Origin of the sequence: Streptomyces sp. SAI-127, from assembly GCF_029894425.1 — a bacterium.
GTDB lineage: Bacteria > Actinomycetota > Actinomycetes > Streptomycetales > Streptomycetaceae > Streptomyces.
In genome coordinates, this window is the sequence record NZ_JARXYJ010000001.1 from 5,652,551 (window position 1) to 5,667,998 (window position 15,448).

15 protein-coding genes and 2 pseudogenes are annotated in these 15,448 nt (G+C 70.4%); 6 read left to right on the forward strand and 11 right to left on the reverse strand.

Annotated elements, in window-relative coordinates; all coding sequences use genetic code 11:
• Positions 1–272 precede the first annotated feature (272 nt).
• From M2157_RS25950 to M2157_RS25960, 3 genes and pseudogenes are all read left to right on the forward strand, one after another.
• Positions 273–1,394, forward strand: a complete 1,122-nt coding sequence (locus M2157_RS25950) for an NADH:flavin oxidoreductase (RefSeq protein WP_280858458.1) — start codon at positions 273–275, stop codon at positions 1,392–1,394.
• An 88-nt stretch (positions 1,395–1,482) separates the two neighbouring features.
• Positions 1,483–3,009, forward strand: coding sequence for a carboxylesterase family protein (locus tag M2157_RS25955; protein ID WP_280866338.1), 1,527 nt, complete (start codon positions 1,483–1,485; stop codon positions 3,007–3,009).
• A 97-nt stretch (positions 3,010–3,106) separates the two neighbouring features.
• A pseudogene (locus tag M2157_RS25960) lies at positions 3,107–3,889 on the forward strand (helix-turn-helix domain-containing protein); the annotation flags it as partial.
• Here the strand turns inward: M2157_RS25960 and M2157_RS25965 are convergent.
• From M2157_RS25965 to M2157_RS26005, 9 genes and pseudogenes are all read right to left on the reverse strand, one after another.
• Complete coding sequence (locus M2157_RS25965) at positions 3,886–5,499, reverse strand: alpha/beta hydrolase (protein WP_280858456.1); 1,614 nt, start codon at positions 5,497–5,499, stop codon at positions 3,886–3,888. The pseudogene M2157_RS25960 and the gene M2157_RS25965 overlap by 4 nt on opposite strands.
• 169 nt (positions 5,500–5,668) lie before the next feature.
• The gene (locus M2157_RS25970) at positions 5,669–6,361 is read right to left on the reverse strand and encodes a response regulator transcription factor (RefSeq protein WP_266384891.1); all 693 of its coding nucleotides are present in this window, start codon (positions 6,359–6,361) and stop codon (positions 5,669–5,671) included.
• A complete protein-coding gene (locus M2157_RS25975; protein WP_280859057.1) occupies positions 6,358–7,554 on the reverse strand; it encodes a histidine kinase in 1,197 nt (398 codons plus the stop codon). Before M2157_RS25975 ends, M2157_RS25970 begins: the two co-directional genes overlap by 4 nt.
• 234 nt (positions 7,555–7,788) lie before the next feature.
• Positions 7,789–8,140 (reverse strand): annotated as a pseudogene (locus M2157_RS25980) (IS630 family transposase); the annotation flags it as partial.
• 148 nt (positions 8,141–8,288) lie between these two features.
• Positions 8,289–8,858 carry a hypothetical protein gene (locus tag M2157_RS25985; RefSeq protein WP_280858455.1) on the reverse strand — a complete coding sequence of 190 codons (570 nt, stop codon included), beginning with the start codon at positions 8,856–8,858 and terminating at the stop codon, positions 8,289–8,291.
• A gap of 136 nt (positions 8,859–8,994) precedes the next feature.
• On the reverse strand, positions 8,995–9,867 hold the full coding sequence (locus M2157_RS25990; protein WP_280858454.1) for a hypothetical protein: 873 nt from the start codon (positions 9,865–9,867) through the stop codon (positions 8,995–8,997).
• Between the two features lie 225 nt (positions 9,868–10,092).
• Positions 10,093–10,626, reverse strand: coding sequence for a DinB family protein (locus M2157_RS25995; protein ID WP_280858453.1), 534 nt, complete (start codon positions 10,624–10,626; stop codon positions 10,093–10,095).
• A gap of 25 nt (positions 10,627–10,651) precedes the next feature.
• The gene (locus tag M2157_RS26000) at positions 10,652–10,846 is read right to left on the reverse strand and encodes a DUF397 domain-containing protein (RefSeq protein ID WP_280858452.1); all 195 of its coding nucleotides are present in this window, start codon (positions 10,844–10,846) and stop codon (positions 10,652–10,654) included.
• Positions 10,830–11,669, reverse strand: a complete 840-nt coding sequence (locus M2157_RS26005; RefSeq protein ID WP_280858451.1) for a helix-turn-helix transcriptional regulator — start codon at positions 11,667–11,669, stop codon at positions 10,830–10,832. Before M2157_RS26005 ends, M2157_RS26000 begins: the two co-directional genes overlap by 17 nt.
• Before the next feature lie 116 nt (positions 11,670–11,785).
• Between M2157_RS26005 and M2157_RS26010 the strand changes: the two genes are divergently transcribed.
• The 3 genes from M2157_RS26010 to M2157_RS26020 are packed head-to-tail and all read left to right on the forward strand — an operon-like array spanning position 11,786 to position 13,543.
• Positions 11,786–12,178 carry a hypothetical protein gene (locus M2157_RS26010; protein ID WP_280858450.1) on the forward strand — a complete coding sequence of 131 codons (393 nt, stop codon included), beginning with the start codon at positions 11,786–11,788 and terminating at the stop codon, positions 12,176–12,178.
• A gap of 9 nt (positions 12,179–12,187) precedes the next feature.
• Positions 12,188–12,859 carry a class I SAM-dependent methyltransferase gene (locus M2157_RS26015; protein ID WP_280858448.1) on the forward strand — a complete coding sequence of 224 codons (672 nt, stop codon included), beginning with the start codon at positions 12,188–12,190 and terminating at the stop codon, positions 12,857–12,859.
• A 45-nt stretch (positions 12,860–12,904) separates the two neighbouring features.
• On the forward strand, positions 12,905–13,543 hold the full coding sequence (locus tag M2157_RS26020) for a dihydrofolate reductase family protein (protein WP_280858447.1): 639 nt from the start codon (positions 12,905–12,907) through the stop codon (positions 13,541–13,543).
• A gap of 5 nt (positions 13,544–13,548) precedes the next feature.
• Here M2157_RS26020 and murQ read toward each other — a convergent pair whose 3' ends face one another.
• Positions 13,549–14,484 carry an N-acetylmuramic acid 6-phosphate etherase gene (gene murQ, locus M2157_RS26025; RefSeq protein WP_280858446.1) on the reverse strand — a complete coding sequence of 312 codons (936 nt, stop codon included), beginning with the start codon at positions 14,482–14,484 and terminating at the stop codon, positions 13,549–13,551.
• A 34-nt stretch (positions 14,485–14,518) separates the two neighbouring features.
• A complete protein-coding gene (locus M2157_RS26030) occupies positions 14,519–15,394 on the reverse strand; it encodes a MurR/RpiR family transcriptional regulator (RefSeq protein ID WP_280859056.1) in 876 nt (291 codons plus the stop codon).
• Between the last annotated feature and the right edge of the window lie 54 nt (positions 15,395–15,448).

A 15,448-nucleotide genomic window follows, 5' to 3' on the forward strand; every position in this document is an offset into this window, starting at 1 on the left:
GCTCGACGTGAACTCCCGTCGGTCGACTACGCGTTGGTGGTCCAAGGAAAGACGCCCCGCTTCCTGCGGGGAGATGCAGGTGCAAGGCCTGCCCGGCGCTCGACAAGAAGCCCGTCCCACGATGGTGGGGCGGGCTTCTTTCATGCGTGGCCTCGATGCGTGACTTCCATGCGTGGCCGGTGTCACAGCGCATCGGGAAATCCTGAGGCGGACGAGGCGGTTGGCACCTGGGTAGTGTCCATGCGCATGCACATACCGAGGAGTACTGCCACGTGACCGCCCCCGCCACCTCCCGCGCCGCCGAGATCCTCTCCCGCCCGGCCCACATCAACGGCCTGACCGTCCCGAACCGCATCGTCATGGCGCCCATGACCCGCATGTTCTCCCCGGGAGGTGTCCCCGGCGCGGACGTGGCCTCGTACTACTCCCGCCGCGCGGCCGCCGGAGTCGGTCTGATCGTCACCGAGGGCACCTACGTCGGCCACGAGTCGGCCGGGAACAGCGAGAGCGTCCCGCGGTTCCACGGCGAGGAGCAGCTGGCGGGCTGGGCGAAGGTCGCCGAGGAGGTGCACGCGGCGGGCGGCACCATCGTCCCGCAGCTGTGGCACATCGGCATGGTCCGCGAGCAGGGCCAGCAGCCCTACGTCGACGCCCCCGCCGTCGGTCCCTCCGGTCTGCGACTCGGCTCCGACGAGCCCACCGGCAAGGCCATGACCCAGCGCGACCTGGACGACGTCATCGGCGCCTTCGCGGAGGCGGCGGCCGCGGCCGAGCGCATCGGCTTCGACGGTGTGGAGATCCACGGCGCCCACGGCTACCTCGTCGACCAGTTCCTGTGGTCGGGCACCAACCGCCGCACCGACGCCTACGGCGGCGACCCGGTCGCCCGTACGAAGTTCGCGGCGGAGATCGTGGCGGCCGTACGGGAGACGGTGTCGCCGGAGTTCCCGATCATCTTCCGCTACTCGCAGTGGAAGCAGGAGGTCTACAAGGCGCGGCTCGCCGAGACGCCGGAAGAGCTGGAGGCGATCCTCGCGCCGCTCGCCGCCGCCGGAGTCGACGCCTTCCACGCCTCCACGCGCCGCTACTGGCTCCCCGAGTTCGACGGCTCGGACCTCAACCTCGCCGGCTGGACCAAGAAGCTCACCGGCAGGACGACCATCACCGTGGGCTCGGTCGGCCTCGACGGCGACTTCATCCGCGGCTTCATGGGCGAGGGCTCCCCGGTCAAGGGCATCGACGACCTGCTCGACGCCCTGGAGCGCGAGGAGTACGACATGGTCGCCGTCGGGCGGGCACTGCTTCAGGACCCGCAGTGGGCCGCGAAGGTGCTGGCGGGCCGATTCGACGAGCTCGAGCCGTACGACGCGTCCGCGCTGAAGTCTTTGAGCTGATCGCACAGGGTCCGCGACTTGGTTGACTCACGCAAGGGAAATGGGCTGAAGTGAATCGGACAGCCCCTTACCCGTGAGGAGTTCGACGATGACGTCAGCCGAGAATCTCGAAGCACGCACCGGGGCCGGTTCCGTGCGCGGGCGGGCCGAGGGCGGACTGGTGGTCTTCCGGGGGATCCCCTTCGCCGAACCACCGGTCGGGGAGGCCCGGTTCCAGGCGCCGCGGCCCGCGAAGGGCTGGGAGGGGACCCGGGAGGCGTACGACTTCGGGCCCCCGCCTCCGCAGGAGTCGGGCTTCCAGGGCCGTGCCGCCGAACTGCCGGTACCCACCGGCGACGACTGGCTGACGGTCAACGTCTGGACGCCCGGCACGGACCCGTCGGCCCGCCGCCCCGTCATGGTGTGGATCTACGGCGGTGCCTACAAGCTGGGCCACGCCGGCAGCCCCGGCTACGACGCCCAGCACCTCGCACGCGCCGGTGACGTGGTCGTCGTGACCTTCAACTACCGCGTCGGGATCGAGGGGTTCGCCCTGCTGGAGGGGGCGCCCGCGAACCGGGGGCTGCTGGACCAGGTCGCGGCCCTGGAGTGGGTGCGGGACAACATCACGGCGTTCGGCGGGGATCCCGGGCAGGTCACGGTGTTCGGGGAGTCGGCGGGGGCGGGGTCGGTGGCCTCGCTGCTGGCGATGCCGAGCGCGCGGGGACTGTTCGGGCGGGCCGTCGCGCAGAGCGTGCCCGGCACGTACTTCTCCGCCGAACTCGCCCGGGACATCGCGGTGGAGATCGGCAAGGAGGCGGGTCAGGCTCCGACGGCCGCCGCGCTGTCCGCCGTGGACCCGCTCGAACTCCCCTCGGTGGGCGAGCGGTTGAGCCGTCGGATGCGTGAGTACGACGACCGGTGGGGGCAGGTGGCCCCGACCGTCACACCGTTCTCGCCGGTGGTCGACGGCGAGGTGCTGCCGACCACCCCCTGGGAGGCGCTGGCGGCGGGCGCGGCCCGGGACGTGGAGCTGCTGGTCGGGCACAACCGCGATGAGTACCGGCTCTTCCTCGCCCTCGCCGACCGGCTCGGCCGGATAACCGAGGAGCAGGCGGCCGCGGCCCTGCGGATGTTCGCGCCGGGCCCGGACGGCGAGCGCGCCTACCGCGAGGCCTTCCCGGACGCCACACCGACCGAACTGTACGAACGCGTGCAGACGGACTGGCTGTTCAACATGCCCTCCCTGCGGCTGGCCGAGGCCCAGGTCACGGGCGGCGGCCGCACCCACCTCTACGAACTGGCCTGGCCCGCACCGGGTTTCGGCGGTGTGCTCGGAGCGTGCCACGGCCTGGACATCCCGCTGCTCTTCGGCACGTACGACGCCGACCTCGGGAATCTGCTGTTCGCGGGGAGCGGGGTGCCGGACGAGGCGAGGGCACTGACCGCGCGCTTCCAGGCGGCATGGACGGGGTTCGCGCGGACCGGGGATCCGGGGTGGCCTGCGTATGACGTCGCGGGCGGCCGGCTGACCCAGGTCCTGGACGCCGAGCCGGAGGTGCGGCCGTATCCGGAGGAGGTCTCCCGGCGGCTGTGGGAGACGTACGACTTCTCGGCGCTCCCGCTGCTGAAGTAGGGCTCTCGCGCTAGTGCTCTGACCGCATAGGTTCGCCGGGCCGGTGGTCGTGGCGGTTGGATGTGCGGTGACGTCCGATCCGACCACTTGGGGCGCGATGGCTGAGCCTGTCCGTGTGCGCAGACTGACCGACCAGGAGGGGCAGAAGGTGCAGCAGATCGTGCGCCGCGGCAGCACCAGCACGGTGCGCTATCACCGCGCGATGATGCTGCTGGCCTCGTCCGGCGGGAACCGCGTGCCGGTGATCGCCCAACTGGTGCAGGCTGACGAAGACACCGTCCGGGATGTGATCCACCGGTTCAACGATCGGCCTTGCCTGCCTGGACCTCGGTGGGCGGGGGGCCGTCCCCGCCTGCTCAGCCCTGACGACGAGGACTTCGTCATCCAGACGGCCACCACCCGCCCCACCAAACTCGGCCAGCCCTTCACCCGCTGGTCAATGCGCAGACTCGTTGCCTACCTGCGGAAAGTCCACGGCCGCGTGATCCGTATCGGCCGCGAAGCGTTACGCGGCCTGCTCGCCCGTCGCGGCGTCACCTTCCAGCGCACCAAGACATGGAAGGAATCCCCCGACCGCGATGCGAAGCTGGACCGGATCGAGGAGGTCATGGACCGCTTCCCCGACCGGGTCTTCGCGTTCGACGAGTTCGGCCCGCTCGGGATCCGGCCCACCGCAGGCTCGGGCTGGGCCGAACGGAAACATCCCGACCGCGTGCCGGCCACCTACCACCGCGCCCACGGGGTGCGCCAGTTCCACGGCTGCTACTCGGTTGGCGGCGACCGCCTGTGGGGCGTCAATCACCGCAGGAAAGGTGCCGCGAACACGCTGGCCGCGCTGAAGTCGATCCGCGCCGCCCGGCCCGACGGCGCCCCGATCTACTTCCGCTGGACGTCGGTGCAGTAGACGTTCTTGCCCGGCAGGTGGCCGGTGGTCAGGAAGTCGACGGTCGCCTTGTCGGCGCAGGCGGAGCCTTCGTTGTAGACGTAGTGTCCGCCGTTGTCCACGCCGACGAAGGCAGAACTGTCGCCGAGGGCCTTGTGCAGCCCTATGCCGCCCTCCCACGGAGTGGCGTTGTCCCGGCGGTTCTGGAGGATCAGGGTGTTGCGGGGGCCTTCGCCGGTCACGGTGACGGGCTGCTCGGCCGGCTTCTTCCAGTAGGCGCACGCCCAGATGTTGCCCGGCATTCCCGCGGTGAGGGGCCACGCCTTGCGGTCGGCGGCGCTGCGGGTGGCGTAGCCGTCGGTGTCGTGGGGCCATTCGGCGTCGCCGCAGACGAGAGCCAGGAACATGGTGGCCTGGTTGTCCGCGGGGACACCCGGAGGCAGCGGGCTGTCGGCGAGGATCTGCTGGAGAACCTCGTTGTCGGCGTCGGTGGCGCTGCCGTCGGCCAGGTCGGCGGCGGCTTTCCAGAAACCGACCAGCGGTGGAAGCGTGTCGTTGTGCAGAAGCATGCCGTAGGTGATGTTCCGCAGCAGCGGTCCGTCCAACGACAGCCGCATACCGGGCACGGGGACGGGCTTGCGGTCGAGCCGGTCGGCGAGGGCGAGGTAGCTCTGGGTCACCTGCTTGACGCTGTCGCCCAGCCCGAGGGTGCCGTCCTGGGCCGCGGCGACGGCGGCCGCGTCGGGGAACCGGTCGGCCATGCCCTTGCCCCAGCGGTCCGCCACTTCGTCGGCCCACGCATTGGTGGCGTCGATGTTGCCTTCCAGGATCATCCGGTCGGTCCGGTCCTGGAACAGGGCCCTGTAGACGGTGCCGAGGTAGGTGCCGTAGGACTGGCCCCAGTAGGAGATCTTCCGCTCACCGAGCGCCTGGCGGATGCGGTCCATGTCGCGGGCGGTATTGGCGGTGGTGAAGTACTGCAGGGTGTCGCCCACCGTGTCTGCGCACTTCTCGGCGTTGGTCTTGGCGAAGGCCACGTTCTTGGTGATCGAGCCGTCCGCGGCGGGATAGGGGAAGAGCCCGAACACACTGGGGTCCTTCAGACCGCAGCTCTGCGGAGTGCTGTGCTCGACGCCGCGAGGGTCGAAGCCGATCAGGTCGTAGCTGTCCAGCACGGACTTCGGCAGCGTGGACGCCATGGTTGCGGGCATGTCGAGACCACCCACGGCCGGTCCGCCGGGGTTCAGCAGCAGGACGCCACGCTTCTTCCCGGGTTTGGCGGTGGCCAGCCGCGAGACCGCCACCTCGATCTTCTTGCCGCCCGGATCTCGGTAGTACAGCGGGACCTTCAACGTCCCGCAGGTCAGACGAGGATTTCGGCTCGTTCCCTCGGCCGGCTCAGGGCACGTGCCCCAGGTGATCTCGGGCTTGTCCGCGGCCTGCTCGGCCTCCGCGGTCTGCTTGGCGGCCTTGGCCTGCGGCGTGTCCTCGGCGTCCCCGCCGCATGCGGCCAGCCCGGTTCCGGCCAGCGCCGAAACCACCAGGGCCGTGGCGAACCGACGGCCGCCGGGGAACCCGGACTTCCCGGAACTGCGCGTCCTTCTCATGGTGTTGCCCTCCTGCTGCTCGCACGGTCGGACCGCTGGTCCGATCGCTGCGTTGACAGTCACAGAGTCAACAAGAGAGCGCCGGTGCCGCACTTCACCCCTGGGTGGACACATCGTGTAGCTCGCTCGGGGGACAACGCTTTCGAGGACAACGAGGTTCGAGTCGGGCTCAGTCCCCGCGCCCCGCCAACCCCGCCCGATACGCCAGGACCACCGCCTGGACGCGGTCGCGGAGGTTCAGTTTGGTGAGGATGCGGGAGACGTAGGTCTTCACGGTCTCAGGGCTGATGACCAACTCGGTGGCTATCTCGGCGTTGGACAGGCCCTCACTGATGAGGAGGAGGACCTCGTGCTCGCGGGGGGCGAGGACCTTGAGGCGGTCCCGTTCGGGGGACGCGGAGGCGGCGGAGGGGCGTAGGCGTTCGGCGAAGCGGCCGATCAGTGCGCGGGTGACGGCGGGGGCCAGGAGGGACTCACCACGGGCAACGGTGCGTACCGCGTTGATCAGTTCGGGCGGTGCGGCGTCCTTCAGCATGAAGCCGCTGGCACCGGCGCGGAGTGCCTCGTACACGTACTCGTCGACGTTGAAGGTGGTGACGACCAGGATCTTCGCGGGGCTGAGGGAATCGGGGCCCGCCAGGTGGCGGGTGGCCTCGATTCCGTCGAGCAGGGGCATGCGAATGTCCATGACGACGACGTCTGGCTTCAGCTCCTCCGCGCTCCGGATCGCCGCTCGGCCGTCCACGGCCTCCCCCACGACCTCCATGTCGGGCTGGGCGGAGAGGATCGTGACGAAGCCGGTGCGTACGAGGGCCTGGTCCTCGCAGACCAGCACCCTGATCACGGCGGGCGGAACACTCACGCGGTACCTCCCGTGGGGATGCGTGCGTACACGCGGAACCCGCCCTCGGGGCGGGGCCCTGCCGCGAACTCGCCGCCCAACATCTCCACCCGTTCCCGCAGCCCGGTCAGGCCCCGGCCTCCCGAGACCTGCGGGGCGTCGTTGCGGAAGGCGGCGAACGCGGGCGCGCCGTCGGCCGTCCCGGCGGTGGTGACCTCGACGTCCGTCCAGCCGGGGGTGTGCGCGAGCCGTACCAGCGTTCGTTGGCCCGCGGCGTACTTCACAGCGTTCGTCAGGGATTCCTGCACGACGCGATACGCCGTGAGGTGGGCACCTATGGCCATGTCCGGCTGTTCTCCGTCCTCGACCAGCCGGATCGGCTGGCCGCCCGCTCGTGTCTGCTCCACCAGGTCGGGCACCCGGCCCGGCAGCGGCGTCCGGGCCGCCGAATCGCCGGTCGCCTCCAGCACGCCGAGCAGGAACCGCAGTTCGGCCAGCGCGCGGCGGCCGGTGCCGTTGATGGCGACGAGGGCCTCGTTGACGCGGTCCGGCGACTCGGTGACGTACTGGGCCGCGCCGGCCTGCACCACCATCGCGGTCACATGGTGGGTTACCACGTCGTGCAACTCCCGGGCCATGCGGCTGCGTTCCACGGCGATGGCCGCCTGCGCGGACAGGAGCCGGCGCTCGGCCTCGCGTACCCGCCGCTCGCGGACCAGGACGCCCAGGGCCCACATCGCCGTCAGAGCCACGTAGTAGACCAGATAGTCGGTCAAGCCGTTGGGCGAATCCAACATGTACAGGACGGCACAGAGGACCGCGTATCCGCCCGTCGCCATCAGTGGTACGACCCGCGGGAGGCGTTCCTGGTGGGCACCCACCGAGTACAGCGCGATGTACAGCCCGAGGCTGCCGAAGGTCGGTGGGTAGCCGAGGGACTCGTGGACCGCGAACGAGATCCCCACCACCGCGAGACAGGCGGTCGGCCACCGGGTGCGCACCGCGAGCGGCAGGGTCTGCCCCAAGGTCACCAGCACGCTTCCGTCGGACGCGCCGTGGGCGGTAAGGGCGCCGAGTTCTGCCCCGATCCGCGACAGCGGCGCCGCGAACGACAGCACCGTGAAGACGAGCGCGAACTCGCGGTCCCTGGTGGCGGTGGGGCGTGATTCCCACCACCGCGACAGCAGGCGGAGCCGGGCGGTTGCAGCGGACACCGGGCTCGTGCGTGCGAGGTCCGTTGGGGTGGGGGATGCAGAGCCCGATGGTGCACGGGCTGCTTGGTCTTCCATCATCCCCCATGATTCGGCGGGTCCAGCGCTGAGCGACTTGAGGACCGGGCCACGGCCCGCGGGCCGCCAGCCCGTTCGGTACGACCCGTCCGGCATCCGCACCACACGGCACGGCAGGGCAGGGCCGGACAGTCTAGCCCGGTGAATGTAGCGCCCGGTGGCAGAGGGTTCCCCAGGGTGTCCGCCCCAGCGGATGCCCTTCTCGCTTCGGCTACGGGTGTGTTCCTTGCGTTCGGCGGCCAGGGCGTCGCGGTGATTGGCGTTGGCGATGGTGAACTGCCTCAGCGGTCCGAGGTGCGCCTCGGTGGGGTTGCCCAGGAAGGGTAGGTCAGGGTGAAGCACAACTCGACCTTGTTCTTCTTCGCCCAGCGGCGGATCTTGTCACCGGTGTGGGCGGAGAGGTTGTCCGTGATCACGTAGATCGGGGTGCCTCGGGGCGGGCGGCGCGTATCGGCTTCAGCGCGGCCAGGGTGTTGGCTGCGCCTTTACGGCGGCGATTGACACCCCGCAGGCGACCTGCTGCAACCACTACCCCTCCTGGTCGGTCAGTCTGTGCCCACGGACAGGCTCAGCCACCGCTCCTCCAGCGGTTGGATCGGACGTCGCCGCACATCCAACGGCCACGACCGCCGGCCCGGCGAACCTATGCGGTCACAGCACTAGAGATTGCCGAGCGGCTCGATGTCCACCTTCACCGGCGTGCCCCACACCCGCAGCACCTCGTAGTCGGTGAACTCGTGCACGAGCCGGTACGCCATCGCGGCGCGCGGGCCGCGGCGCTGGGCGTTGATGTACAGCTCGGCCTCGTGCCGGTCCCGCCTCGGCGTCCCGCACAGCTGCCACTCCTGGCCGGTCCACTGCTCCGGCAGCCAGCGCTGCTGGGGCTGCGGCCGGTCCTCCCGCACCCCGTACCTGGACGGGGTGGGACCGGCGGTCCTCGGGCGCGCGCCGGGCCCGTTGATCTCGGCACGGCGGGCCGCCCGGCGCCGCGTCTCGCACAGCAGGCACAGGTCGGGTGCGTTCTCGTCGACCGGGCCGTTGGGGTGCTCGGCGCAGCGGGTGGTGGGGACGGCGGTGGTGACGGTGGCCTCCAGCAGCTCCAGGGCCCGCTTGAGGTCGGTCCTGACCTCGTGCAGCTTGGCGTCCGGAGAGTCGCCGGAGAGGGCGTCGCCGTGCTCGCCGAGCACACGGAGGGCACGGCCTAGGGCGGTGAGCTGGGCGTGGTTCATGGTGTCAGTCTGCGTAATGCTTGAGTTTTTCGGTATCCAGGGTGACGCCGACGGGTGCCGGGAGTTCCACCCCGGACCCGTACGGGTAGGCCGGGCTTTGGTGCCCCGGGGCGGTGACGGCGGACCGTAGGAGCGGTCATACGGTCGTCCCTTCTTCTCGTTTCAGGGACATCGCGGCCCGGATCTCGTTCGCACGGGCGTGGATCTCGAGGGCGGGCAGTAGCGCGGCGGGGCGCGCGGGGGCGTATCCGTCTCGGCAGCTATTGCATACGCCCCCCGGCAGGGCCTCAGGAGGCCCGGGCACTCTGCACTCCGCGCACTCCAGGATCCGGTGGGGCGCTTGGGGAAGCGGCAGCTCCGGGGGCATTTTGTCAGTCAGGCGGCGGCGGAGCAGGGCGGCCGGGTGGTGGACCGGTGTGGGCAGTCCGCTGGTCAGGGCGTGGCGTACGACCTCCTCGCTCGCCCCCCGGGCGAACCACTCGCCCACCAGCGGGGCGAGGGCCGCGCATTCGGCGGCGGAGAGGGACAGCGAAGGGGTCTCGCGGCCCAGTGCGGCGAGGAGGATGTGGGCGCGGGAGCGGGTCGGCGGGCGACTCGGTGGGTCCTGCGGGACGTCGCCCCTCGTGAATGCCGCCCACCAGTCGTCGTCGCGTGCGGTACGGGAGAACCACGATCGTGTGATCCAGCGATGCCCTCCGGAAGCGGAGTCCAGGCGTTCGCGCCCCCGGCGCAAGTGGCCTGCCTGATGGAGGCGGTTGAGGGCCGTACCGAGCGCACATTGCCCGTACGGCAGCGTCTTGGCCAGCGTCTTTACGGAGATGTCGGCGCCGTCGGGGAGGCGGTCGAGGTATGCGGCGATGGCGGCTTCGCGGGGCGGGAGGTGGGCGAAGTCGTGTGCGGTGTGGGGGCGTTGGTCGGGAGCGGACCGTTTGCCGTAGCCCGGATTGGCCAACGGGTGGGAAGGGGCGTGCGCGGGCAGGAAGGCAGCACTAAGCTTGGCGTCAGCCATGGGGATCGAACTTGTCCTTCGATCTCGTAGGTCAAGCCCCCGCAGGTGTTGCTAGCACCTGGCGGGGGCTGTTCTGTCTGTTATCCGGGCACGCTAGACGATCGTGACTCTGCGTGGCAAGCCGAACGCGTCAAGTCAACACGCGGGGTGGGAGGGCGGGTTGGGGCCCTCCACCCATTCCTTGCAAAGAGAGCTCGGAGCTGGTGGCTTGAGCTTCGGGGCCGGTCAGCCCATGCTCTTGGCGCCGTCCAGGGACTCGCGGATGATGTCGGCGTGGCCCGCGTGCTGGGCGGTCTCGGCGGCGATGTGCAGCAGCACCCTGCGGGCCGACCATCGAGCCCCGGGCTCGTTCCATGGCGCCTCGGGCAGCGGGTGGCCGGCGTTCAGGTCGGGCAGGGCCATGACGAGTTCGTCGGTCCTGCGGGCCGTCTCCTCGTAGTCGGCCAGCACACCGGCCAGCGTCTCGCCGGGCTGCATCCGGAACTCGTCGGCCCGCCGGGCGAAGTCGGCCTCGGTCATGGCGGTGAAGTCGGGCATGGCCGAGGGGCCGTTGAGGATGAAGTCGGCCCAGTGCCGTTCCACCGACGTGACGTGTTTGATCAGGCCGCCCAGGCACAGTTCGCTCGCGGTGGTCCGCTGCCCGGCCTGCTCGTCGGTGAGGTCACGCGTCGTGAAGCGCAGGAAGCGCCGGCTGTGCGCCAGCGCCTCCAGCAGGTCGGTGCGCTCGTCGGTGGTGAGGGTGTGTGTGGTGTCGGTCATGGGGCCACGCTAGGAGCCGTCTAGGTCAGATCCTGACCTCTACGACCGCCTCGACGAAGGCGGACCATGCCTTGGGCCGGAGCATGAGCTTCGGGCCGTGGGGGGTCTTGGAGTCGCGGACGGGGACGGCGGTGGGGTGGCCGAGGGCCACTTCGAGGCAGTTGCCGCCGCTGCCGCCGCTGTAGCTGGACTTGCGCCAGGACTCAGGGGTGTTCCTCATGCGCGTAATCCTGCGCCATCGCCTCGATGAGAGCCAGGGAGTTCTGCGGGGAGAGGGCGCAGGCCGTGAGGAGCTGGTAGGTGAAGCGCTGGTGTCTCACGATGGCCGGATCGTCCTCCAGCCGTCCAGTGCCGACGCCCTCGAAGTAGACCAGTGGAGGTGCGTCCTCGAAGTCCATCAACTTCAGGGAACCTTCCATCGCGGCGTGCGCTCCCGCCTCGAAAGGGAGCACCTGCACGATGGCCCGACCGCGCCGAGCCAGCTCGGCGAGGTGGCACAGCGCCTCCGCCATCACCTCGCGCCCGCCCACCGCCCGACGCAGCGCCGCCTCGTCAATCACCGCCCACAACAGAGGCGCTGTTGGATCGCCGAGGACCCGAGCTCGCTCCACCCGGGCTGCCACCAACTCTTCGATCTCATCTTCCTTGGCTGTCGGCTGATACGCGCGGCACACGGCCCGTGCGTATGCGGGCGTCTGGAGCAGGCCGGGGATCAGGAGCTGCACGTATTCCCTGATCTCCGTCGCCCCGGCCTCGGCCTCCGCTGCCTCCGCAAAGTGCTCCGGGTACTTCGACTTCGCTGCTGCCCCACAGTTCCGCTGGAAGAAGTCCTCCGTCCCCAACACCTCGTCCAGCAACCGCGCGTACTCCGGCTGCATCGTCCGTGTTCCCGCCTCCAGCTGCCCCACGAACGACCCGCTCACGAACAGCCGTTGCCCCAGCTCCTCCTGGCTCAGCCCGGCCTTCTCTCTCGCGTGCCGCAGTTCCGCGCCCAGCAGCGCCCTCGGTGACGACGACGGGTCGAGGTCCTTCGGTCCCGGCATGTGCGACTCCCCATCCACCAGGTGAGGTTGTTGGACTGGTCCGTATGGCCAGGTTAGGGGCGTACCGGACACGCTGTGTTGCGAACATCAAACTCACCGTGCCCATGGAGGAAAGCGTGCGGTCCACCCAAGAAGTCCTGGAGTCTCTGCGGGAGGCACTCGTCGGCGTCGGCGTCGTCCTGCCGTCCCTCTCCGTCGACCCCCTCACCGGCGCCGGCGACGAACCCTTCCCCCTGGTCGACCTCGGCCGCTGCAACGTACGCACGGCCGAGCGGCTGGCGTCAGTGCTGCGCGGGGAGAGGCCGCCCGTGGGGTCGTACGTCGTCGACGAGCGGGACGGACGCGTGGGGGAGGTGATGGGGCACCTGGGGGGCAAGGTGCAGCTCAGGCCCCTCGGCGGGGGCCGGGAGTGGGACTGTGAGCCCGGGGCCACCAGGCCAGCTCCGCAAAGCGACGTGCTGCGGGCCAGGGTGCGCAAGGTCAACAACGAGGGCCGCATGCCCTGTTGAAATGAACCCATGGCCCTCCTGGACGCCCTCGCTCGCTTCAACGACGCCCACCCGTGGTCCCACAACGCCCACTTCCACCCTTGGCTCATGCGTCAGTTGCCCCGCCGCTTCGACCGCGCCGTGGACGTCGGCTGCGGTTCCGGCGACCTGGCCCGGCTGCTGGCCACGCGCGCGAGACAGGTCCACGGCATCGACGTCGACGAGCGGATCATCGACAGGGCACGGGAGTTGACCGATCCCAACCTCCCCGTCACCTTCTCCGTCGCGGACGGGCTGTCGTACGACGAAGGTGCCCCCTACGACGTCATCACCTGCGTCGCCGTACTCCACCACCTCCCCCTGACCGAGACCCTCACCCACTTCCGACAGCAGCTGGCCCCCGGCGGAACCCTGGTGATCGTGGGGCTGACGCAGGAAGACACCCGCGTCCAGACACTCCTCGGCCTCGCGTCCGTTCCGCTCAACCTGGTCACCGGCTGGGTCAAGAACAGGGGGCGTACGGCCCCACAGCGCCCCGTCGCGATGACCGCCCCGACCCGACCGGCGGACATCCCTTACACCGAGTTCGCCCGCGAGGTCCGCCGCCTCCTCCCCGGCGCCCGGCTGAGGCGGCGGCTCTTCTGGCGCCACACCCTCGTCTGGAAAAAGGTGCGCGGGGATGTCGATCCAGGCAGGCTCTGAACGACGCAGAGGTGAGAGCACGCCACCACACGAGAGGTGAAGGCCATGCCCAAGGTCCGGGTACACAACGTGACGATCTCCCTCGACGGCTTCATGGCCGGTCCGAACCAGCGACTGGACGCCCCCTTCGGTGACGGCGTCGGCTGGGGCGACGACCTGCACAGCTGGTTCATTTCCGCGTCCCAGGACGCGGCCGCCGGGAAGTCCGGGATCGATGTCGACTACTTCGTCCGCGGTGATCAGAACATCGGCGCCACGATCATGGGGCGGAACATGTTCGGGCCGCAGCGCGGGCCCTGGGAGGACGAGTCCTGGCAGGGCTGGTGGGGCGACAACCCGCCCTACCACCACGACGTCTTCGTCCACACCCACCATCTGCGCCCTGCGCTGGAGATGGCCGGCGGAACCACCTTCCACTTCACCGACGAGGCGCCGGAGGCGGTCCTGCGGCGCGCGTTCGAGGCCGCGGACGGCAAGGACGTCCGGATCGGCGGCGGGGCGGCGGTCATCCGGCAGTATCTGCGCGCCGGGCTGATCGACGAACTCCACCTGGTGATCGCGCCGCTCCTCATCGGGCGCGGGGAGCGGCCGCTGGACGACCTGGGCGACGGGATCGACGGCTACCGGGTGTCCGAGCTGGTCAGCTCACCGAACGTCACCCACGCGATCCTCGTCCGCAGCTGAGCCTGTCAGCGGGCCGTCGCCGCCAGTGCCGCCCGCAGATGGCCCCCCGACTCCTCCAGGAGCCGGGCCGCCGTGGGGCCGTCGACGTCGGCCAGGATGGTCAGGATGGCGTTCTTCACCTCGCCGTCCGTGGACGCCAGGGCGCGCTCGACGTCCTCGTCGTCGGCGCCGGTGGCGAGGGCGACGATACGGCGGGAGCGGGCGCGCAGCTTCTCGTTGGAGGCGCGGACGTCGACCATCAGGTTCCCGTACGTCTTGCCGAGGCGGATCATCGTGATCGTCGACAGCATGTTGAGGACGAGCTTCTGGGCCGTGCCCGCCTTGAGGCGGGTCGAGCCGGTGAGCAGTTCGGGGCCGACGACCACCTCGATGCCGTGATCGGCGGCCGCGGCGAGCGCGCTGTCCGCGTTGCAGGACAGGCCGACCGTCAACGCCCCCTGCGCGCGGGCGTGTTCCACCGCGCCCACGGCGTAAGGGGTACGACCGGACGCGGACACCCCGACCACCGTGTCCACGGCCGTCACCGCGAGCCCGTCGAGGTCGGCCCGCGCCAGCTCCGCCGAGTCCTCCGCCCCCTCGACGGAGGTGACCATCGCCTCGGGACCGCCCGCGATCAGGCCCACGACCTGGGCGGGGTCGGTGTTGAAGGTCGGCGGACACTCGGAGGCGTCCAGCACGCCGAGGCGTCCGGCGGTGCCCGCACCGGCGTAGATCAGCCGTCCGCCCCGGGCCATCCGGTCGGCGATCGCGTCGATGGCGGCGGCGATCTCGGGCAGCCGTCGCGCGACGGCCGCGGGGACGGTGGCGTCCTCGCCGTTCATCAGCCGGGCGATGTCGAGGGTCGGCAACTGATCGATGTCGGCAAGCTCGGGCCGGAAGGCCTCGGTGGTCAGCGACTCCAACGCGGCACGCAGCTCACGGGATTGGGACGTGGACGTCATGGCGGTGACTCTTTCAGAGTTGCGTTCCGATCAACTATCGACGATGCCGGTGCGCCAGCGCCTCGTAGGACGCGGCCAGCGCCGGCGCCGCCGTCTCGTACGTCCGCTGCGCCACCCCCACGAACAGACAGTCCACCACCAGCAGCTGACTCGTCCGCGAGGACATCGCCGCCGGCCGCAGCTCACTCTCCCGGGCCGTGGACGTCGTCAGCACATGGTCGGCGTACTGCGCCACCGCTCCGCCCGGTCGCCCGGTGATGGCGACGGTCGTGGACCCGTGCTCGAAGGCGACCCGCAGCGGCTCGATGACATCGCCGGTCGCCCCGGAGTGCGTGATCGCGATAGCCACATCGCCCGACCGCAACTGCACGGCGTTCGTCACGGCGAGGTGCGGATCACTGTGTGCCTGGGCTATCAGCCCTATCCGCAGCAGCTTCTGCGTGAGGTCCTGCGCGACGAGACCGGAGGCCCCCACCCCGTACACGTCGATCCGGCGCGCCGAAGCCGTCGCGGCCACCGCCGCCCCCAACTGCACGGTGTCCAGCCCGGCCGCCGTGTCCGCGAGGGTCTGCTGCTCGTCGTAGGCGAGCTTGGCGACCACGTCCGCGAGCGGGTCGTCCACCGCGATGTCCGTGGTGATCGCGGGCGACCGCCCGGACTGCTGCTGCGCGGCCAGACCGGCGAGGGCGAGCCGCAGGTCGCGGTACCCGGGATACCCCAGCAGCCGCGCCGTCCGCACGACGGTCGCCTCGCTCGTCCCGGTCAGTTCCGCGAGGCCCGTGACGGTGAGCGCCGCGCACCCCGCGGGGTCCTTCGCGACGGCCTCGGCGACCCGCTGCATCGAGCGGGTCATGGACGGACCCAGCGTGCGCACCTTCGAGGCGAGAGCGCTGCCGAAAATTTCCTTCACTTCCTGGGGCACGTATGAAAGATATTTTCGGCTCCGGCCCGTGGTCAAGAGCGC